Raw genomic sequence first — 22,123 nt, 5'->3', positions numbered from 1 at the left:
GCAATGACGGAGGTAGAAAAGTCTGGATTCCCGCCTACGCGGGAATGACAACAAGGACGTTTAGAGTATTCACACTTGTAATAACTATAATATAATTATTACCTTTGCATTACAGAAGCTACTTCATCCGCAAAGTTTTTTTCTTCCTGCTCTATACCTTCACCAACTTCACATCTAATAAACTTGGTAATTTTTATCTCGGCACCTAATTCCTTAGCAGCATTCGCAATAACTTCAGACACTCGCAGTTTAGGCTCAAATAAAAAATTCTGCTCTAGCAATACAACTTCCGCTAAGAATTTACGTATTCTTCCTTCCACCATTTTAGCAATGATATCATCAGGTTTACCAGCTGCTTTTGATTGTTCAAAAAATATTTTGCGCTCACGTTCTATTAACTGAGAATCTAAACCTGTTTCATCCAAACTTTGTGGATTATTACCCGCAATATGAACGGCGATCTGCTTTGCTATTTCTTCTAACTTAGCTTTATCTTTAGCTTGTGACTCAAGCCCTACTAATACGGAAATTTTGCCTAAATTTTTTGTAACTTCGTTATGGATATATGAACCGATTACTCCTTCCGAGATTTCTAATTTCTCTATACGACGCAAAGTTAAATTTTCGCCAATAGTAGCAATATTTTCTAAGATTTCTTCATTAATCGATTTGCCGTTTGATAATCTAGCTTCTTTTAATTCATCAATATTTTTTACTTTCAGAGCAAGATCGGCAATATTTTTTACTAGATCTTGAAATTTCTCATTACGTGCAACAAAATCTGTCTCAGAATTTACTTCCACAATAACACCAACCGGACCATCAACTTTTACGCCAGTTAAACCTTCTGCAGCAATTCTACCGGCTTTTTTTGCTGCGGCAGATAAACCTTTTTTTCTTAACCAGTCAATAGACGCTTCAAAATCGCCATTATTTTCAACTAAGGCTTTTTTGCAGTCCATCATACCAACGCCGGTCTTTTCTCTTAATTCCTTAACACTTGCAGCACTTATGTTTATTTCACTCATATTTTATTTTCTCCTTGTATTTTGTTCTATTTTACGTAAGGGTGTCTCCCGTGAAAACAGGAATCTAGGCTTTTCTTTGTCATGCTGAATTTATTTCAGCATCTTTTTAGTAGATCCTAAAACAAGCTCAGGATGACAGGACTGGATTCCCGCCTGCGCGGGAATGATATCGAACATACTATAACCTATTGCGACACCTCTTTATAATGACAAGACTTAGTTGTCTATTTTAAACTTCCTTTTTATCCGGTGTTGCAGTTAATGCCTGCTCAAACTCGGTAGTTATCTCTTCACCTATATTTTTAGTTTGAGAGAATTTTTTATTTGATTTAAATTTAGAAATATTTTGAGGTGATTTATTATTTCTTTCTGCATGATCTTCTATAGCTCCCAAGTCAACTCCCGAAGCTTTCATTGCTTCCTCAAGCCCTTGTAGAGCTGCATCGGCAAATAAACTACAATAAAGCCTAATTGATCTGATCGCATCATCATTTCCCGGAATTGGATAGTCTATATTATCAGGGTTAGAATTGGTATCAACAATCGCAACGATCGGAACTCCAAGTTTTACAGCTTCATTAATTGCAATATGCTCTTTGTTAGTGTCAATTACTACTAATAAATCGGGTTTAGAATGAATGTTTCTAATTCCTCCCAATGAAAGAAGTAATTTATCTTTCTTGCGACTCATATCTAATATTTCTTTTTTAGTATAACCAGCACAAGCTTCTTCGTTTTCTAAAGTTTTTTCAAGTTTATTCAATTTCTCTATCGAACCAGAAATAGTTTTCCAGTTAGTAAGCATACCGCCAAGCCATCTATGATTTACATAATATTGACCGCATTTTTCAGCATATTCAGCGATTATGTCGCTTGCCTGAATTTTAGTACTTACAAATAATACTTTACCGTCTTTTTTTACCGTTTCATAAATTGCATTTAATGCAACACCCATTAATACGGAGGTCTGCCTTAAATCAATAACATGGACGTCATCACGATCGCCATAAATATAGGGAGCCATTTTAGGGTTCCAGCGGGTAGTTTTGTGACCAAAATGTACGCCGGCGTCAAGTAGGTTTTTAATATTAACTGGTTGTATTTTTGACATTATGATAATTCTCTTTAATTGTTAGTTTTGTACCTCCGCAAGATGTGATTCATTTCAATAAACGAACTAACTCTAATATCTTACGTGTGAATTTTTGCTTATTTTCTAGGGCTTTTTCATGTTGGTGTCATTCCCGCGAAAGCAGGAATGACACCAAATAGACTTCATAACAAAATCTAAAATATAAGCCCTATTATTATATATATTTATTTCAATATTTACAAGAGTCTACTTGTTTTTTCTCCAAATAGTCGTGCCATCCGTTTTATCTTCAAGGATCACTCCTTCCTCTAATAGCTGTTTACGGATCTGGTCGGCAAGCGACCAATCTTTTTGTTTCTTTGCTTCTAGCCGCTGATCAATTAATTGATTAATATAAACCTCATCTATCCCGGCATGAAACCATTCTTGCGGTTTCGTTATCATTAACCCGATAAAATTTGCACAAGCTAGAAGAGAAGAGGCATTAACACGCTTTTCTTCTTCATTTGACGCAGAAAAAACTAGCTTAGCATAATCATTGATTATTTTTATCGCTAGCGGAGTGTTCATATCATCATTTAGCGCTTCCATAAAATCCTGCGGTAGGATAGAGATACTCGTTATACTAATATTCAGGGTTGCCCTATACCAGTAATCTATGGTTTTTTTAGCGTCCTCTATAGCTTTCTCATTATAATCAAGGGGCTTACGATAATGAGCAGTTAACAAAAATAACCGCATTACATCACCGGAAATTTTTTTATCTATTAAGTCTTTAACGGTAATAAAATTCCCGAGAGACTTGCTCATTTTTTCTCCGTTTGATGTTAGAAATCCGTTATGAACCCAATATTTGGCATATAACGAACCAGGGAAAGCGCATCTACTTTGTGCAATTTCATTAGTATGGTGAGGAAAAATTAAGTCGCTACCCCCTCCATGAATATCAAAATTCTCGCCTAAATATTTATAACTCATTGCTGAGCATTCAATATGCCAACCAGGTCTCCCAAGCCCCCAAGGGCTTTCAAAATTTGCTTGTAAAAATTCATCTAGTTTTGCCGGCTTCCATAGGACAAAATCATGCGGGTGTTTTTTTGCTTTACTATTTTCTATGCGTACACCTGCAGTCATTTCCTCTAAATCACGATTAGATAACTCCGTATAATTCAGCGCAGTTGAAACATCAAAATACACATGATTATCAGCAATATAAGCATGATTTGTTGCTAGCAATTTTTGTATTATCTCGATCATTTCATCAATATGTTCAGTAGCTCGCGGCTCTAAATTCGGAGGCTCACACCCTAAATAATTCATATTTTGATGAAATTCAGCAGTAATTTTTTTAGTCAACTCTCCTATAGTAATTTTAAGCTCTGCTGCTCTAGTAATGATTTTATCATCTACGTCAGTAATATTACGTACATATTTTACCTTCGTTGCACTAAAATTTTTTTTAAGCAAACGATATAATATATCGTATACTACTACCGATCTGGCATTACCAATGTGCGGATAATCATAAACAGTAGGGCCGCAAACATACATTTTTATCAAATCTTTATCTAGAGGCTGAAAAATTTCTTTATTGCCGGTAAGAGTATTATACAAATATAGCTTCATGGTTTCATTATGGATAATTTATTGTTATTATAAGAGTATATTTATAAATAAAAAGAACTAAATATATGATCACGATTGACAAAACTACTTATAAAGCAACAATTTTTGATAACCGTATTAAATTTTTAATATTACATTACACTGAGCAGAATTTTGAAAAATCTATTGAATCCTTGACTGGATCAAGGGTAAGTGCTCATTATTTAGTAAACGATCAAAATCCGAATCATATATTTCAGCTAGTAGAAGAACAAAATAGAGCTTGGCATGCAGGGGTTAGCAACTGGAAAGGACGCAATAATATTAATGACACTTCAATCGGTATTGAAATCGTTAATTTAGGCTTTACTCTAGATGAAAAAAATCAGAAAATTTGGCATCCTTATCCTCTAGAACAAATTAATAGCGTAATTAATTTATGCCAGCAAATTATTCACAATTACGATATTAAGCCCACGGATATTATAGCTCATTCCGATATTGCGCCGAGCAGAAAAGTGGACCCAGGACCTTTATTTCCATGGAAACAACTTTATGATAATGGCATAGGCGCTTGGTATGACGTAGGAAAAGTTAAATCTTTAATGCCTCATATAGATATTCTTGATATAAAAACTATTCAGGAAAAATTTATAAAATACGGCTATGGACTTGAAGCCACCGGCATAATGGATTCTCAAACACATCAAGTAATAACTTCTTTTCAAATACATTTTCGTCCTAGTAATTTCTCAGGGATTTTAGACAGTGAAACAGCGGCTATTTTGGACTCTTTAATAGAAAAATATTGTGAGAATTAGACTTAAGCTCTGTACACCTAATTAAATTATACATTGACAGAAATAATAAAATATACTTTAATAAAGTAAGTCAATACAACTTACATTATTTTATGAACAATAAAGTTATAGTTTCTTCAAAAGGTCAAGTGGTCATACCTAAAAATATAAGAACGAAACTTGGACTACATTCAGGCTCTGAATTAATTATCAATTATAAAAATAATAAAGTATTAGAGTTATACCCAATACAAAAAAATATTGATAAATTTTTTGGCAAAGGTAAGCATAGAGTACAAAATGAAAAAGTTGATATAGATAAGGCTATCAGTATTGCGGTTATCGAAAATGATAGGAATTGACACTAACATTTTGGTACGCGCTTTCCTTGAAGATGATGCAGTACAAGCACAAACAGCTCAAGCGTTTTTAAAAAATAATTCTATTTTTATTTCTTCATATGCAATATTAGAGTTTGCATGGGTATTAAAAGTAAAAAAATTTACACGAAAAGAAATTTATGACGCAATAATAACCCTTGTCGATAGCCCTAGCCTAACTATAGGACAGAGAGAAGTAATAACAACAGCACTTGAAAAATATAGCAAAGGAAAAGCAGATTTTGGCGATTATATGATCATTGCTGAAGGCGAACAATGTAGTTCAAGACGTTTTGTTACTTTTGATAAAGTAGTATTAAATGAGGTAAAAACTGCAACTCACCCTTAACTCTATTGTGTTAAAACGCAGCTCTTTTTAATCGGTCATTGATAGCAATACCGATACTTATAGAAGGGATTGGAACGATAGCAATTTTTGTTATATTATGGTTTATAGCGTAGTTATCCAGCGTTCTTAGATGCGTATAAAGATTTGCTGCCGCCTCAGCTAAATCGCCGCTTATACTTAAATTTAACGCAAACTCACCTTGTAAATTGCTACTGCCAAAATTCAAAGCTATTTCTCCATCTTCTAAATTTGTTGCGTTTAATCTAACAGGCACTTTTGGAGAATAGTGTTTAGCTAACATTCCCGGAGCTTTAACTTTTGCTGCTGAATCAACAGTAAAAACTTTTATTCCTAATATTCTTTCTAACGTTTCCGCGGTAATAAATCCTTCTCTTAAAATTGTTGGCTGCTCTAAAGTTGTATCTATTATTGTCGACTCTAAACCATATTTAGATTGATAGGATTCAGGCGATAAAATAAAAACTTCTGGATTATCTAAAAAATGTTCCTGAACATGCTGCTCGTTAGTCGGACTAATATAATTAGAAGGGTTAGCACTCGGCGCCGCAATTGGCTTTCCTGATTTTTCTATTAATTCTAAAGCTAAAGGGTGAGCAGGCATACGCAATGCTACGGTTTTAAGTCCTGCCGTAACTGCCGCTGCTATATTTGCAATATCTTTTAAAGGCACAACTAACGATAAAGGACCGGGCCAGAGTTTGGTTGCTAGAAGCTCGGCAATTTCATTAAACTCACCAATAGTTTTGGCTTGTTCTAGGCTTGCCACATGAACAATTAGTGGATTAATAGCAGGGCGATTTTTTAGCCGAAAGATTTTTAAGCAAGCTTCTTCATTGGTAGCATCAGCTCCGAGCCCGTAGACTGTTTCGGTCGGAAAAGCAACCACTCTTCCTTCTCTAATAAATTTCGCTGCTTTATTGATCATATTTTGCTCATACATATAATCAAACGTCATTGCGAGGAGAGGCATAACCTCGACGCGGCAATCTAGAAAAAATAGCAAAGAATACCAGAGAAATTATTATTTTTAGATTGCCGCACTCCTTATAGTCGCTCGCAATGACGCTTAGAATATCTACATAAGTATGCCTTCGCGGGAATGACATCGGAAATTTATTCATAAACAATTAAATTTTGCTACTTTATGAAATAAACTATATATTACCTGTAATAATAATAAGCGATTATTGGCAATTTTAGAGTCTTCATCATTAACAAGGACATTATCAAAGAAGCCCGCAACAGGCGCTAATAGTGAAGTTAATAAAGTTAAAGCTTGGGTAAAATCTTTATTAGTAACACTATTCATAATTTGATCGGAAAGATTTGTTATTAAGTTAAATAATTCTTTTTCATATTTCGAAGTAAAAATATTAGTATCAATTTCGCCATCTATTCTCTTCTCACCTAAAATATTACTCACTCTTTTATAAACGTTTAATAATTCTTTTCCTTCATCATTCGCTAGGAATTTTTGTAAAGCATCAAGTTTTAATTGGGTATTAACTAAATCATTATCTGTTTTTAAATCGAGTACAGCATTAATTAATGAACTATCATATCGATTCTTAAAATAAAATTTTGCTCGCTCTTCAAAGAATGAATTTATTAAATCATTATCCTTACTAGATAAATCTTTATATAAATCAGCAGCAAAATTAATTAATTTTATAATATTTATTTGCAGCTTATTCTCTAATATTATTCTAATTATGCCAAGTGCTTGGCGTCTTAATGCGTAAGGATCACCTGAACTGCTAGGGGCTTCACCTGCTAACATCAATCCAACTAAGCTGTCTAATTTATCGGCCATCGCTAGCAACGCTGCGTTGCCGGTAGGTACATTATCTGAAGGGCCTTGCGGTTTATAATGGTCTCTAATTGCATTAGCTACTTCCTCTTCAAGCCCTTCATGCGTTGCATAATAATAACCCATAATCCCTTGTAATTCCGGAAACTCTCCCACCATTTCACTAACTAAATCACTTTTGCAAAGTTTAGCCGCTAAATGTAGTGATTTATTTTGTGGAGCTAAATAATAACAAATCCTTTCTAGCCTTGCCGTTTTTTGCTTTAAATTACCAAGCTTGGCATGAAATGTTACTCTCTCAACTTTTGGCAATCGTGATTCGAGGGTATGAGATAAATCCTGTTTATAGAAATATAAAGCATCGGCAAGCCTTGCCGCTAATACTTTTTCATTACCTTTAATAACTAACTCAGACTCAGCAAATTTGCCGTTAGCTATAAATAAAAAATATGGCGCAAAATTACCTTTATTATCAAACAAACAAAAATATTTTTGATGAGTTCGCATTGAAGAAATCAGCACTTCTTTAGGTAATTTTAAAAATTTTTCTGGTACCTTGCCGATCATTACCACAGGAAATTCAGCAAGCCCCGCTACTTCTTCAATTAAACGCTCATCTTCTTTCAAACTTAAATTATGAGAATTTGCAAATTCAAGCAAACCGATTCTGATCATTTCTTGTCGTTCTAATCTTTCTAAAATAACATCATTTTCTAAAAGCTTACTTTTATATTCAGCAAAATTATTAATTGTTATGGCTTTATTATCTTTAAGCCTGTGGGCATAGGTAATATTATTAGCCGTTAAATGACCAAATTTTAAAGGTAATATTTCACCGTCAAATATACATAAGATATTACGCAAGGGACGAATCCATTTTATTTTATAATCCCCCCAATACATCGATTTCGGCCAGCTATATCTATTAATAGCTGCAACTATAATTTCCGGTAAAATTTCTTTCGTATCTTTTTCAGCTATTTTTTTAACGAAAAAATAATATAAATGATTATTTATTAATTTAGTAGAAAGTTTTAATTTACTAGTATTATGAGCTTTACAAAATCCTTGAATAGCAGCGTCAGAAGCCTCTACTGCCGGACCTTTAATCTCTATTTCCTGCGGCAAAATAGCTTGCGGTAAATGAGTGACATGAACCGTAATTCTACGAGATCCTGAAAATACCTGAACTTTGGCAAATATTTCTTGTTCTTCAAAAATTTTTGTAAAGATACTTAAATATGCCTCTTCGGCGCCTTTCTGCATAAAAGCCGGTATTTCTTCACTAAAAAGCTCTAATAATAATTCACTCATTGATTCATCTCCAACCATTTACCACAGCATAATTTTGCCAAATTACGTACTCTTAAAATATAAGCAGCACGCTCGGTTACACTAATTACACCACGAGCATTTAACAGGTTAAATACATGGCTTGCCTGGCTACAATAATAATAAGCAGGTAACGGTAAATTTTTTTCAATTAATACTGCGCATTGCTGTTCATAATCAGTAAAATGCCTTAGCAGCATATCACTATCTGCCAGCTCTAAATTAAATTCGGAAAACTGTTTTTCTGCTTCAAAATCAACTTCACCGTATTTTAAGGCTTTTTCACCCGTTTGTCCGTTCCAATCAAGATTTTTTACCTCATCGATACCTTGGATATATAAAGCTAACCGCTCTAATCCATAAGTAATCTCACCGGCAACAGGACGGCATTCAATTCCGCCAATTTGCTGCATATAAGTAAATTGCGAGACTTCCATACCATTACACCATACTTCCCAACCAAGCCCTGAAGCTCCGATAGTCGGCGACTCCCAATCATCTTCAACAAATCTAATATCGTGAGTTTTTAAATCTATACCTAAACATTCTAAGCTTTTAAGATATAGCTCTTGAATATTATCGGGGGAGGGTTTTAAGATGACCTGAAATTGATAATAATGCTGCATTCTATTGGGGTGCATTGCATAACGACTATCACCTGGACGTCTTGAGGGCTGAACATATGCCACATTCCACGGCTTAGTACCAAGCGAGCGCAGCACTGTCGCAGGGTGGAACGTACCCGCTCCGACATGTGCATCATAAGGCTGCAAAATCGCACAACCATAATCCTGCCAATAATTTTGTAGGGTTAGGATAATTTGTTGAAATGATAGTTTTTTCATATTTTGTAATGTTTTGATCACTCTGGTATATAGGATATCATTCCTACTCCTCCTTTGTCATTCCTGTGAAGACGGGAATCCAGCTTTTTCTCTTGTCATGCCGTGGTCAAGCCACGGCATGACGATAACGTATTCAAATATCCACCTTCACCCACGAGCTGTTTGGATTTTGTTTATAGCAATCAACTAACTTTTCCGCAACAGTTAGTTTCTCCACCTTTAAAACCAATTCTTTTAACTCGATTGGTGCATCATAAATTATAATTATTCTTTGAAAGTGATTAATATATTCTTTATTCTGTAAAATCTTCTCTAAATGAGCAGGCGAAATAATTAATAAAACGCTAGCGTCATTAGGGTTTTGTAGCTCATCGGTAATATATACAGGTTGTTTTTCAGGTAGTGGGTCAAGCTTACTGCCGTGCGGGATAAATTGCCTTCTTGAATATGTCCAAAGTGTTTTGTTTAACAATTCTTGCTGTTCACTATCCGCTACTAAAACAACACTTTTAAGGTTACCGTGATAGCATTTCTCTACCAAAAGAATTATTGCTTTCAATAACAACTCCTGCGTCGTTTGATAAATACTAAATTGCTGCATATAAATATTTCCGTGTAATTATGATTTAGCTTTTTGTATATCTAATATCGCTTGTTTTCGAGTTTTTGCTTCCGAGTCATTTGGATTTAGTTCTAGTGCTTTGTTATAGGATTCAATAGCTAAGTCGTATTTGCCTAATTTTTCTAAAGCCGTACCTTGATTGAAGTATACATCGGGTTCTTTAGGATTTAGCTCAATTGCTTCATTAAATGCTTCAATAGCTAAATTATATTTTTTAAATTCGTATAACAATGTAGTACCTTTATTAAAATAGGCATTATAGTAATTAGGGTATAACTTAATCGCTTCATTATATGTCTCAATAGATAAATCGTACTCATTTAGTATGCCAAATATTATTCCCTTATTAACATAAGCATCAGGCTTATAGGAATCTAGCTCTATTGCTTTATTATATGCTTTGATAGCTAAATCATATTTTCCTAATTCTTGTAATGTCATGCCTTTATTAAAATATGCTTTGGGATTATGAGGAGTTAACTCAATTGCTTTATCAAATAACTTAAGAGATAAATTATATTTACCTAATTTTCCTAATACTATACCTTTATTAAGATATGCCTTTCCATAATCAGGATTTAATTTAATTACTTTATTGTATGCTTCAATTGCCAAATCATACTTTTCTAAATCAAGTAAAATATTTGCTAGGTTATAATATCGTTCAAAATTGTCAGGATCTACCTTAATTGCTTTATTATATGCCTCAATAGCTAGCTCGTATTCTCCTAATTCGTTAAACACTATACCTTTATTAAAATATGCTGTGGAATCTTTAGGATTTACTTCAATTGCCTTATTATATAATTCAAGGGCTAGATCATATTTTTCTAAATCAAAAAAAACATTTCCTTTATTAACATACGCTTCAAAGTCATTCGGGTTTAGCTTTATCGCCTCTTCGCATGCCGCCAGTTCTTCCTCATAATTATTCATAACCGATTGAGGTTTATTATTAAAAAATGAAAGAGAAGGCAAATAATTACGAAAACACAAAGCGGCAAGAATAATAATTAAAGCCCCAATAATAAGATACTTGTATGACATATAAATATTTATAATTTTATTAATGTTAATAATAATAAAAAAACTAGGTTCTGTGAACAAAATTTAAATTATTTATATTTTAAGCTATTTTTATGCGAAAATTAATAAGATTTTTGCTGGAATAGCTAATCTATTTCTAAAAAATCTTATAATTTGCAGCTAAAAAGAATTAAAACAGATTAATTTTAATTTTGTTCACAGAAGCTAAATAATAAAAGGATAATATTAAGAGAGGGATAGTTTTATTGGGTGGGTAGGTTTAAAGCGCATTCTATGTCATTCCTGCGAAAGCAGGAATCCAGCCTTTTCTTTTGTCATACCGAGGCCTCGCCACGGTATCCAGAAAAAAGTTATTCTGAATTTATTTAGGATCCATTATTGAGATGCTGAAACAAGTTCAGCATGACAAGAACTGAATTGCCACGTCGAAACTATATTTCTCCTCGCAATGACGGGGTTTTAAATACAAAACTAAGAATTAGTATTTTCTCGTTCTAGGGCTTTTCCTAAAGCAAATTCTAATTTTTCTACTATTTTATTTAATTCTACCTGACTGCATATACCGAGTAACACAGGATCGCGCGGTTGAATACTGTGCATATTCCAGTGACTACGATCTCTAATAGCTGCTATAGTAGATTTAGTAGTACCGATTAATTTAATAATTTGATTATCTTGAATAGCCGGATAATTTCTTAGTAACCAGTAAATTGCACTAGGTTTATCTTGGCGCCTAGCGATAGGAGTGTATTTAGCACGTTGCTTTTTTTTACTATTCACTAGCTCATAAGCTGAACTAATAACAATTTGTAGGCTGGCCTTCGGGTCTTTGTTACAGCGCTCAATCTCTTCCAACGTTAATTGACCGTTTGCAACAGGGTCTAATCCTTTTATGGATTGTGCTACTTCGCCGTCTGCCATGCCTTTTATTTCGAATTCATGAATACCGCAAAAATCAGCAATTTGTTTGAAAGTCAAAGAAGTATTCTCAAGTAACCATATAGCCGTGGCTTTTGGAAGAAGCGGTAGCATTTTCTGCGCATTCATGATAGTTAATATTATTTAAAAATGTTTGTGTTATACTGCTTCTATTAATAAGCAAATTTATATATAGTCAAGTCAGTTGAATTTGCATACAAGGAGCGAGGAGCGAAGCCTATAACTAATAGGTGAGCCGACGAGCGACGATGTAGGCGAGTTCAAATCACTTGACTATTACTTTTAACAAAACATTAGCTTTAAGTCAATCATCATTTAAAAATCTAACGATTTCTTCAACAACCTTCTTAGCATCGCCGAACAACATCAAAGTATTATCGTAATAAAATAATTCATTTTCTATTCCGGCATAACCGGCAGCCATTGAACGTTTTATAAATAAAATCGTTCGAGCTTTTTCTACATCAAGCACTGGCATTCCATAAATCGGACTAGTCGGATCATTTTTAGCAGCAGGATTGGTCACGTCGTTTGCGCCTATAACTAGCACCACATCAGTATTAGCAAAATCTCGGTTAATTTCTTCAAGTTCTAATACTTTTTCATAATCAATATTCGCCTCGGCAAGTAGTACATTCATATGCCCTGGCATCCTTCCGGCAACCGGATGTACGGCAAATCTAACGTTAATATCCGAACGCTCTAATATATCAACCATTTCTTTTATAATATGCTGCGACTGCGCAACCGCCATGCCGTAACCTGGAACTATTATAATAGATGAGGCATTACGTAATAAACCTGCTGCATCCTCAGGACAACTTACTTTTGCTATTTTATCGTTATCGATGCTACTGCTAGAGCTTGTAGGTGCGGCTAAAAACGCACCAAAAATAACTTTTATGAGCGAGCGATTCATCGCTTTGCACATTATGTAACTAAGTATCGCTCCACTACTTCCGACCAATGCACCGGTAATAATTAACAAGCTATTACTAAGCGTAAAGCCGATTCCTGCAGCTGCAAATCCGGAATAAGAGTTTAACATTGAGACGATGACCGGCATATCGGCCCCGCCAACCGGTATTATTAACAATATTCCTGCTAGCAGAGATAAAATTATTATTAGATTAAATAAAAATATACTTTCCGAACGAATAAATAATATTGTTAAAATTACCAATATTACCATTACTAACAAACATATATATTGTTGACCGTCAAATTTCATCGGCACACTTCTCATTAATCCCTGTAGCTTGAGGAAAGCTATTATCGAACCACTAAAAGTTAATGCACCGATTGCCGCTCCAAGAGAAATCTCTATTAAGGAACTAACCAATAAATTGCCCGCTATTCCTATTCCCAAATTTTCCGGCGACAATATGGCAGCATAGGCTACAAATACCGCGGCAAGCCCGACAAAAGAATGAAACCCAGCAACTAACTGGGGCATTGCTGTCATCGAAATTTTTTTAGCTATGCCTCCGCCAACTAATCCGCCAGCTAAAATAGTTATTATAATAGGAAGTTTATGAACAAAATCAGGAAGGGTAAAAGTAATACCAACCGCGATTATCATGCCGCCAATACCGACATAACTACCAAGGCGAGCCTGTTTAGGAGAAGATAAAAACTTTAACGATAAAATGAAGCAAATCGCCGAAACTAAATATAATAACTGGATAATTTGTAATGACATTATACTACTCGTATTTCAAGAATTAGATTTCATTTTATCAGGGATTCGTGTGCTCACTTATTAAGTATAAGCTGCGCGCACTCACCCATCAAAATAAAATCTAATTCTTGAAATACGAGCAGTATACTTAAATATATCATAACCTAATATTTTAAATGACCATATACCACTTAAAAATTAAAACCGATACCTGCGGAAATCACCAAAGGATTAAGCTTAACTTTAGAAGTTACGTTATTAGTGCCGACTAAATTTGGTTTATAAGTAACTTTTGGACTTAAGAAAAATTGTCTTACATCCAGATTGATTAACGTATCATCCTTGGCATAAAAATCCACACCTATTTGCGCAACTGCTCCATGACCATTTTTTATTTTGAAACCTTTCGCTTGATTATAAAAATAAGAACCGTGATATCCTGCACCTATATAAGGTCTTATCCCGCCGTAAGGTGCGATATGATATTGAGCTGTAACGGTTCCGGGAATCATATAAAGATCTTTTCTTTTTCCGATTTCAACATTACCGTTGTAATTATTTGCTATATTAGTTAAAGAGGCATATTTAGTACGTAAGAGATTTATGCCAAGTGATAATTCTGCTGCAAAATAGTTATTGAAAAATATAGTAGTTGAAGCATCACCACCATAACCATTTTCAACAAATTTGCCGACTGAAACTGGAGTAGAAGACGTGGGAGCAGGCAAGCCTTTTTGAGATGCACTAGACTGTATACCACTTAATCGTACTTTAAATGTTAAGCTACCTTCGTTCTCATAATAATCCGTATCATAATTCGAACTATCATCATGACTTGTAGCTTGTGCTAAACTGTTAACACTAATACCCGCGATAAACACGAATATACCTAATTTTTTAACTATGTTTATCATAAATCCTAACCTTTTCTTGCTTAAAACATATTGCTGTACTATATATAAACTTTTTTAAATTTTTATAAAGATGTACAGTATATTATCATAAAAGATAAATTCCTTCTATAATAAAAGCAAGATATTAAATTAAATAATAATAAAGTTGGAGTATATATTAATGAATAGTACGCTAAAAACATATCTTATCGGTATTAGCTGGTTTGTGCTAAGTTTGATAAGTAGTGCCGGTAACGATATTATAGCTAAATATCTTGGTATTCGTTTACATAGTTTTGAAGTAGCTTTTTTCCGTTTTCTTTTCAGCGCACTAATTTTACTGCCGTTTGTTGTTTATTACGGTACAGAGACTTTAAAAACTAGCCGCCCGTTTGTTCATATATTAAGAGGATTGTTATTATTCTTCGGTATGACCTCTTGGACTTACGGCCTTACTATTGCCCCCGTAACTACCGCAACCGTTATTAGCTTCTCAATACCTTTATTTACATTGGTGCTTGCCATATTTTTTCTTAACGAAAATATTATTTGGCAAAGATGGGTAGTAACCTTAATCGGTTTTATAGGAGTTGTAATAACTTTAAAACCTCATGCTTCAGACTTTAATCCCGAAATATTGTTTTTTGTTTTGGCAGCTATATCATTCGCCATGCTAGATATTATTAACAAAAAGTTTGTGGTAAAAGAGTCGATGATTAGTATGTTATTTTACTCAGCAATAGTTACCGCTATAGTATCGGTTCCTCCTGCAGTACAATATTGGCAAACCCCAACAATGTTCGAGTTAACTTTATTATTTATTCTGGGCTGTAGCGGCAGTCTAATTTTGTTCTTTTTACTTAAAGCTTTTACCTTGGTGGATGCTACAGCCACCGCTCCTTATAGGTATTTAGAATTAATAATTTCAGCGCTGGCGGCCTATATAGTTTTTAATGAATTTCCTGACAAGACTACCTTACATGGTGCTTTAATAATAATCCCTGCAACGTTATTTATAATATATTCTGAGAAACAAGGTATGAGTGGAAAAGATACGAAATAGTCTAGCTAAATTTAGAAAGATTTAGAAAAGATGAATTTGGGAGGGAGTATACTAGGCTCTGTGCACCTAGAGAAATACGGGATACAGGTAAATCCAAAAAATCTACCTGTATCAAACTTTTTGTATGACACTAATAAACCATTATAGCCACTAAAACAATTAAAGCTCCTACTAACCCTACTATATTGGCTACTATAATAGGAGTGTTTTTTAAAAAAATACCGTATAATAACCAACTAGTAAGAGCGACGGCACTAATCGTAAAAGCTGGCAGCGAAACCGAGCTTGCAGATTTACAAGTAAATATTTTATACGCTTGTACATAAAACATAAGATTACCTATCGTTCCAGCAAAAGTCATATATTTTTCGTAAAAATTCATAAATTTTGGCGACATGCTTTATTACCCTATTTTTTTATATCGCATTTTAGAATAACATCCTAAGTTATACAAGAAAATATAAAACACATGCTCTATCAAAAATTTCAATATAATATTAATGAACTAGTTGATAGTTTTCCTATCTCCAAAATTGCCATTGCCGTTTCAGGAGGTAGCGACTCAATAGCTCTTTTACATCTTACAAATATTTGGGCAAAAGAGCATAATATTAAATTATTTGTTATCTCCGTCGATCATAATTTAAGAGAGCAATCAAAATTAGAAAACAAATATATTAAAGAAGTCAGCGATAAGTTAGGACATCCTCATTATCAATTACATTTCGATCATCAAAATAATTTTTCCAATTTGCAAGAAAGAGCTAGGGAAGGTCGCTATGAGTTAATGACGAATTTATGCACCGAGCTTGATATATTAATTCTTTTAACAGCTCATCATGAAGATGATTATATTGAAAATTTTTGTATAAGATTAGAACGTAAAAGCGGTATATTCGGTTTAAGTAGTAGTAATATTAATTGGTATAATAACATCCAAATAGCCAGGCCTTTATTTAACATCCCAAAAAATGAACTGGTTAATTATTTAATTGCTAATAATATTAAATGGTTTGAAGATGAATCTAACTTATCGGATAAATATCAACGTAATGTTATTAGAAAAAAATTAGCTAAGGGCATAGAATATGTTAAAGCCGATATACAGCTAAGGCAAGCTAGAGCTAATGAACTGCTAGAAAGTAAATTTAAACCTGAGCTAATAGCTGCAATAGCGGCATCAGTAAAAATTTATGAATATGGCTTTGCTCGGTTAAATTTGATAAAATTTGCTAAATTTTCTGATGAAGTAAAAGTGCAGCTAATTAGTTTTTTGCTAATAATAATTAGCGGTAATAAAAATACTGCACGTTTTTACTCACTAGCTCCGATATTAACTTTGATTGAAACTACTATAATATTTAAAAATACTATCCACGGTTGCGTTGTTAAACGAGTACAAAATAATTTACTAATATATCGGGAATTTGGTAAAAAGCCCCCTCAAAATATAATATTACAGAACAGGGAAAAGATTTGGGATAATAGATTTCGTATTCTACAAAATGATCAGAGCAATAAGTACTATATAACTAACTTAACAATGAAAGATTATAGCATGATACGAAAATATTTAAATACTGAATTATTAAAAGAGTTAACTTTCAGAAACCACATAGCAATTTTATTTACCCTGCCGGTGATTAAAATACTTGAAAAAGTTATAGCAATACCACATATATCATATTATGATAGCGAAATGAAGGTTTCAAAGAAGATTTTTGAAGTCTCTTTTAATCCAAGCTTCGTATCACGCTTTACGCATTTTTGTTAGGTTGTATAGAATGAATAATCAAAGTAGAAATATTATAATCTGGGCAGCAATTTTTATTTTCACAATATTGCTTTTTAATGTTCTCCAGTCCGATAGTTTAATGGGCGGAAAAAATAATATTACTTTTTCAGATTTTCTATCGAAAATTGATGAGAAAACTGTTAGTTCGGTAAAAATTCAAGGCAGAATAATTGAAGGAACGTCTTCCGACGGTTCTTCTTTTACTACCTATGCTCCTGATTATCCTGATTTAATAAACCGCCTTAACAATAATGAAGTAAGTATTGAAGTCGTACCACCTGATACAAAAATGAATTCTTTATTTGGTATTTTTATTTCTTGGTTTCCGATGCTCTTATTAATCGGCGTTTGGGTTTTCTTTATGCGCCAAATGCATAGCGGCGGTAAGGCAATGGGTTTCGGAAAATCTAAAGCTAAATTATTATCGGATAAAGGACCTAAAGTTACATTTAAAGACGTAGCAGGTATTAATGAAGCAAAAGAAGAATTAACTGAAATCGTCGATTTTTTAAGAGACCCTAGTAAATTTCAAAAACTTGGTGGTAAAATTCCGAAAGGGTGTTTATTAATAGGGTTACCCGGAACAGGAAAAACACTTTTAGCAAAAGCAATAGCCGGCGAAGCCAACGTACCATTTTTCAGCATATCAGGCTCTGATTTTGTTGAGATGTTTGTTGGAGTCGGAGCAAGCCGTGTGAGAGATATGTTTGAACAAGGCAAACGTAATGCACCTTGTATTATTTTTATTGATGAGATTGATGCGGTAGGCCGCCATAGAGGTATCGGCATGGGAGGAGGCAATGATGAGCGTGAGCAAACACTTAATCAAATGCTAGTTGAGATGGATGGCTTTGAAACAAATGAGGGAGTTGTTATTATTGCAGCTACTAACCGCCCCGACGTTCTTGATCCAGCATTACTAAGACCTGGAAGATTTGACCGACAAATTACAGTATCTAATCCTGACATTGACGGCAGAGAACAAATATTACAAGTACATTTGAAAAAAATAAAATATAACTCTAAAGTTTTACCTAGAATTATCGCTAGAGGTACTCCAGGATTTTCAGGCGCCGAACTTGCTAATTTAGTCAACGAAGCTGCTTTACTTGCTGCACGTCGAGGCAAAAAAGAAGTAGATATGACAGATTTAGAAGAAGCAAAAGATAAGGTTTTAATGGGAGTAGAGCGTCGTTCCATGGCTATGTCCGATGCAGAAAAAAAATTAACTGCTTATCACGAAGGTGGACATGCTTTAGTGGGCCTCTATTGTTCCGCTTCAGACCCTATTCACAAAGCTACTATTATTCCGAGAGGTAGAGCGCTTGGAATGGTTATGAGATTACCGGAAAATGATCGTTTCTCAATGGCACGTGACAAAATGAAGGCAGATATTGCAGTTGCCATGGCAGGCAGAGTAGCCGAAGAAATTATATTTGGTGAAGATAAAGTAACTTCTGGTGCATCGTCAGATATACAAATGGCAACTAGAATGGCCAAAGCCATGGTTACCGACTGGGGTTTAAGTAATGCGGTTGGACCAATATTTTATGGCTCTAACAATGAAGATTTATATACCAGAAGAAGTAACGATGAAAGATCAGAAAAAACTTCTGAATTAATAGATTTCGAGGTGAAAAAAATTATTACTGAAGGGTATGATTTTGCAAAAAATATTTTAACTAAGCATATTGAGCAATTGCATATACTTGCTAAAGCTTTAATAGAGTATGAAACATTATCAGGGCAGCAGATTAAAAATCTACTTAGTAGCAAACCTTTAGATTCTGAGGAGGAAAACACTTTTCCTTTACCTGCTTCACAGGTGATTAAGATAGATAACGAAAAAGCCGTTAGTAAAGCAAAAAGCCGGCCTAACAAAGTTAAGGATGACAAGTTGTCTTGAAATCCTCTATAGCGTTCCTGTCTTCGTAGGTATGACCGGCCTTGTTGCACGGATAATTTTAAAGCGCGTTCTATGTCATTTCTGCGGAGGCAGGAATCCAGGACAATACCTTTAAGTCATGCTGAACTTGGTTCAGTATCTCTTGTAGTATAGATCCTGAAATAAATTCAGGATGACTTCCTAGGGTTTTTCTGGATTCCTGCTTTCGCAGGAATGACATATTGCCACTTTTATTGAGCCATGCAACACTACACCTTTATGAGAATGTCATAAAACATATATAAAAGAAAAAGCATGTGAGGTAATTATGGCGGAGTTAAGATTACCACCGAATTCTGTTGTACGAGGCGGCAAGCTATATAAAGCAACTGCTACGGCAAAGCAGCCACGCATTGTTAAAATTTACCGATATGATCCTGATACGGAAGAGAATCCGAGTATGGACAGCTATGAGATAGATTTAAGCAAAACCGGTCCAATGGTTTTGGATATTTTAATTAAAATTAAAAATGAAATAGATGCTACTTTAACCTTTAGGCGTTCTTGCCGAGAAGGGATTTGCGGCAGCTGCGCCATGAATATAGATGGCACAAATACTTTAGCTTGTATCAAACCGATAGAAGAAATTTCCGGCGATATAAAAATCTATCCGCTTCCTCATATGAAAGTGGTCAAAGATTTAGTAGCGGATATGGCCCATTTCTATGCTCAATATGAATCTATAGAGCCGTGGCTTAAGGCTGATAGCCCACCTCCTTCAAACAGTGAACGACTACAGTCTCTGAAAGAGCGAGAAAAACTTGACGGCTTATATGAATGTATATTATGTGCTTGCTGCTCTACCGCTTGCCCTAGCTACTGGTGGAACGGCGATAAATATTTAGGTCCAGCTATTCTACTGCAAGCTTATAGGTGGATTGCGGATTCCAGAGATGACCATACTGGCGAGCGGCTTAATGATTTAGAAGATCCATTCAAACTTTACCGTTGTCATACGATTATGAACTGTACAAAAACTTGTCCAAAAGGTCTAAATCCTGCCAAAGCCATCGGAGAGATAAAGAGTTTAATCGCAGAACGTCACGGGGTGTAATATACAATGATGTTATTGTTATCCCACTCTAGGTTCTGTGCACCTAATTAAAATAAATCTAATTTTGGTTCTTTTTTGTTGCAAATTATAAGATTTTTTTGAAATATGAATAACTATTCCTACAAAAATCTTATTAATTTTCACTAAAAATTAACTCAAAATTATAATAATTCAATTAGGTGCACAGAACCTAGGTGAGGAATCCAGGCTTTTTTTGTCATACTGAAACAAAGTTCAGCATTTTTTCGTATTTGATCTTGAAGTAAATTTAGGATGACTTTTTAGGATTTTTCTGAATTCCTTGCATTTGCAAAAAGGTATTGTTGCGTAAATCGAAAACGCTGACAAACACATCGTCATTGCGAGGAGAGACGTATTCTCGACGTAGCAATCTAAGAAAAAAGAGCAAAAATGCTATGAAATTTACTATTTCTAGATTGCCACGCCGCTTATAGCGCCTCGCAATGACGGAGATAACACTGTTTTTGATCCACGCAACAACGGCCTGCGGGGGATTTGAATATAGAAAGCTTGAGTCGTACAACAACGTTATCACGATAAGCTAATATCACTTTGATACCAATACTCTGCAATAACATTAAAAATTAATTATATTTATAATCCGAATTTTTAATTTGATTATTCATTAAATTTTTAGCAATATCGCTATCTAATAAATCAGGATTTTTGGATGATTGAAAATATTCCGAAACTAATTTGATTACTTCCTCGCAAAATTCGGCTTGTAAATTTTTATTGGCTTGACTTTTGTAATTTTCAATTGACTTAATAGCTTCTATCTTTTTACGTTCTAAAAATTCTCCTATTTCCTTATTTTTTTCTTCAACTATTTCTTCATTATGTTTTTGCCCTTCTTGTAGCATTTGATTACGCAAAACTTCTAATTTTTTTAGTTGTTCACTAATTTGAGTGAATAACAAAACAGCATCATCTTTTAACTTTTCGGCTTTTAAAAGCCTTTCCTGCACTTCTAAAACTTTAGTATCCAGGGATTTTAAAATTGTTTTTTTTATCGGTCTGTAAACCAGATATATAAAAAATATAAAACTAATAGCGAGCCAAAAGCTTTCATCTAAAAAATTCATCATCTTATTTTTTTGTAATTTTCTTTAATAAATTTATATCAGCTTGCACGCCGGTAATTTTTTTAATTATATCGGAAGCTAGATTTGCTAAAACACCGTTTTCATTAGACCAAAAAACTTTTTTTTCTATATTTATATCTTCAAAATTTTGTTTTAACTGCTGCTTTAATTCTTCTTCCAAACTAGTTTTTTTTAACAAAAAATCAACTTTTAAAGAATTTATTACTTCTTTTTTATGGATTTCTATCTCACTTGATATTTTAGTTAATTCTTCATTATAGTGTTTAGTTAATTTTTCTACTTCTAAAGTTAATTTATCCGCCTGTTCTACATTAGCCTGAATATTTACCTGTCTGTTACTTAAAATTTTCTCGGCAATAGGCACTATAAATTTATAAGTAGCAATATACAGCATGCCAAAGGTAACAATTAACCAAAAAATTTGTGAATAATAATTGTTGATATCAAATTGCGGCATATGTTGCTCATAAATGAAGGACTGTTATAATGTTATTCCCGCTCTAGGTGGGCATTGTTGCATGGATCGATAAAACTGATTCGATTCATTCCCATAAAAACGGGAATCCAGACTGTTTTTGTCATGCTGAACTTGTTTCAGCATCTTTTTGTAATAGATCCTGAAATAAATTCAGGATGACTTAAGTTTTTTACTGGATTCCCGTTTTCACGGGAATGACATGGGTATCCATGCAAC

The 22,123-nt window shown here is 34.0% G+C and carries 21 protein-coding genes; 7 read left to right on the top strand and 14 right to left on the bottom strand.

What is annotated here, in order from left to right:
- Positions 1-98: 98 nt before the first annotated feature.
- From tsf to cysS, 3 genes are all read right to left on the bottom strand, one after another.
- On the bottom strand, positions 99-1,028 hold the full coding sequence (tsf, locus tag OTR29_RS00675) for a translation elongation factor Ts (protein ID WP_422228748.1): 930 nt from the start codon (positions 1,026-1,028) through the stop codon (positions 99-101).
- 229 nt (positions 1,029-1,257) lie between these two features.
- Positions 1,258-2,139: a 30S ribosomal protein S2 gene (gene rpsB / locus OTR29_RS00670; protein WP_422228747.1), complete on the bottom strand. Its 882-nt coding sequence runs from the start codon at positions 2,137-2,139 to the stop codon at positions 1,258-1,260.
- Between the two features lie 228 nt (positions 2,140-2,367).
- Positions 2,368-3,747: a cysteine--tRNA ligase gene (cysS, locus tag OTR29_RS00665; RefSeq protein WP_422228746.1), complete on the bottom strand. Its 1,380-nt coding sequence runs from the start codon at positions 3,745-3,747 to the stop codon at positions 2,368-2,370.
- Positions 3,748-3,812: 65 nt separating this feature from the next.
- Here cysS and OTR29_RS00660 point away from each other — a divergent pair, with 65 nt between their 5' ends.
- From OTR29_RS00660 to OTR29_RS00650, 3 genes are all read left to right on the top strand, one after another.
- Positions 3,813-4,547, top strand: a complete 735-nt coding sequence (locus OTR29_RS00660) for an N-acetylmuramoyl-L-alanine amidase (protein ID WP_422228745.1) — start codon at positions 3,813-3,815, stop codon at positions 4,545-4,547.
- A gap of 92 nt (positions 4,548-4,639) precedes the next feature.
- Entirely contained in the window at positions 4,640-4,888 is a 249-nt protein-coding gene (locus OTR29_RS00655) for an AbrB/MazE/SpoVT family DNA-binding domain-containing protein (RefSeq protein ID WP_422228744.1), read from the top strand.
- Positions 4,875-5,255 (top strand): type II toxin-antitoxin system VapC family toxin, encoded by a 381-nt coding sequence (locus OTR29_RS00650; protein WP_422228743.1) that lies wholly within the window; start codon positions 4,875-4,877, stop codon positions 5,253-5,255. The genes OTR29_RS00655 and OTR29_RS00650 overlap by 14 nt, the downstream gene beginning before the upstream one ends.
- A 10-nt stretch (positions 5,256-5,265) precedes the next feature.
- Here the strand turns inward: OTR29_RS00650 and OTR29_RS00645 are convergent, their stop codons facing one another.
- The 8 genes from OTR29_RS00645 to OTR29_RS00610 form a co-directional block, all read right to left on the bottom strand.
- Positions 5,266-6,201, bottom strand: a complete 936-nt coding sequence (locus OTR29_RS00645) for an L-threonylcarbamoyladenylate synthase (protein ID WP_422228742.1) — start codon at positions 6,199-6,201, stop codon at positions 5,266-5,268.
- 192 nt (positions 6,202-6,393) lie between these two features.
- Entirely contained in the window at positions 6,394-8,400 is a 2,007-nt protein-coding gene (gene glyS, locus OTR29_RS00640) for a glycine--tRNA ligase subunit beta (protein ID WP_422228741.1), read from the bottom strand.
- Complete coding sequence (locus tag OTR29_RS00635) at positions 8,397-9,263, bottom strand: glycine--tRNA ligase subunit alpha (RefSeq protein WP_422228740.1); 867 nt, start codon at positions 9,261-9,263, stop codon at positions 8,397-8,399. The genes glyS and OTR29_RS00635 overlap by 4 nt, the downstream gene beginning before the upstream one ends.
- Positions 9,264-9,396: 133 nt before the next feature.
- On the bottom strand, positions 9,397-9,864 hold the full coding sequence (locus OTR29_RS00630) for a DNA polymerase III subunit chi (protein ID WP_422228739.1): 468 nt from the start codon (positions 9,862-9,864) through the stop codon (positions 9,397-9,399).
- Between the two features lie 18 nt (positions 9,865-9,882).
- Positions 9,883-10,932: a tetratricopeptide repeat protein gene (locus OTR29_RS00625; RefSeq protein WP_422228738.1), complete on the bottom strand. Its 1,050-nt coding sequence runs from the start codon at positions 10,930-10,932 to the stop codon at positions 9,883-9,885.
- 471 nt (positions 10,933-11,403) lie between these two features.
- A complete protein-coding gene (locus OTR29_RS00620) occupies positions 11,404-11,979 on the bottom strand; it encodes a cell cycle transcriptional regulator TrcR (protein WP_422228737.1) in 576 nt (191 codons plus the stop codon).
- Positions 11,980-12,175: 196 nt separating this feature from the next.
- A complete protein-coding gene (locus OTR29_RS00615; protein ID WP_422228736.1) occupies positions 12,176-13,573 on the bottom strand; it encodes an NAD(P)(+) transhydrogenase (Re/Si-specific) subunit beta in 1,398 nt (465 codons plus the stop codon).
- 170 nt (positions 13,574-13,743) lie between these two features.
- Positions 13,744-14,466, bottom strand: a complete 723-nt coding sequence (locus OTR29_RS00610) for an OmpW family outer membrane protein (RefSeq protein WP_422228735.1) — start codon at positions 14,464-14,466, stop codon at positions 13,744-13,746.
- 160 nt (positions 14,467-14,626) lie between these two features.
- Here OTR29_RS00610 and OTR29_RS00605 point away from each other — a divergent pair, with 160 nt between their 5' ends.
- On the top strand, positions 14,627-15,508 hold the full coding sequence (locus OTR29_RS00605; RefSeq protein WP_422228734.1) for a DMT family transporter: 882 nt from the start codon (positions 14,627-14,629) through the stop codon (positions 15,506-15,508).
- A 130-nt stretch (positions 15,509-15,638) separates the two neighbouring features.
- Here OTR29_RS00605 and OTR29_RS00600 read toward each other — a convergent pair whose 3' ends face one another.
- The gene (locus OTR29_RS00600; RefSeq protein WP_422228733.1) at positions 15,639-15,905 is read right to left on the bottom strand and encodes a SemiSWEET family sugar transporter; all 267 of its coding nucleotides are present in this window, start codon (positions 15,903-15,905) and stop codon (positions 15,639-15,641) included.
- A 72-nt stretch (positions 15,906-15,977) separates the two neighbouring features.
- Between OTR29_RS00600 and tilS the strand changes: the two genes are divergently transcribed.
- The 3 genes from tilS to OTR29_RS00585 all read left to right on the top strand — a co-directional run bounded on the left by tilS (position 15,978) and on the right by OTR29_RS00585 (position 20,302).
- Positions 15,978-17,282, top strand: a complete 1,305-nt coding sequence (gene tilS / locus OTR29_RS00595; protein WP_422228732.1) for a tRNA lysidine(34) synthetase TilS — start codon at positions 15,978-15,980, stop codon at positions 17,280-17,282.
- A gap of 10 nt (positions 17,283-17,292) precedes the next feature.
- Positions 17,293-19,209, top strand: a complete 1,917-nt coding sequence (gene ftsH / locus OTR29_RS00590; RefSeq protein WP_422228731.1) for an ATP-dependent zinc metalloprotease FtsH — start codon at positions 17,293-17,295, stop codon at positions 19,207-19,209.
- 307 nt (positions 19,210-19,516) lie between these two features.
- Positions 19,517-20,302 carry a succinate dehydrogenase iron-sulfur subunit gene (locus OTR29_RS00585; RefSeq protein WP_422228730.1) on the top strand — a complete coding sequence of 262 codons (786 nt, stop codon included), beginning with the start codon at positions 19,517-19,519 and terminating at the stop codon, positions 20,300-20,302.
- Positions 20,303-20,907: 605 nt separating this feature from the next.
- Here OTR29_RS00585 and OTR29_RS00580 read toward each other — a convergent pair.
- Positions 20,908-21,408, bottom strand: a complete 501-nt coding sequence (locus OTR29_RS00580) for a F0F1 ATP synthase subunit B family protein (RefSeq protein ID WP_422229051.1) — start codon at positions 21,406-21,408, stop codon at positions 20,908-20,910.
- A 4-nt stretch (positions 21,409-21,412) separates the two neighbouring features.
- Positions 21,413-21,886: a F0F1 ATP synthase subunit B family protein gene (locus tag OTR29_RS00575; protein WP_422228729.1), complete on the bottom strand. Its 474-nt coding sequence runs from the start codon at positions 21,884-21,886 to the stop codon at positions 21,413-21,415.
- Positions 21,887-22,123 lie beyond the last annotated feature (237 nt).

Origin of the sequence: Rickettsia endosymbiont of Halotydeus destructor (assembly GCF_049278075.1) — a bacterium.
In the GTDB taxonomy this organism is placed as follows: Bacteria; Pseudomonadota; Alphaproteobacteria; order Rickettsiales; family Rickettsiaceae; genus Rickettsia.
This window is presented reverse-complemented; position numbering and strand designations above follow the sequence as displayed.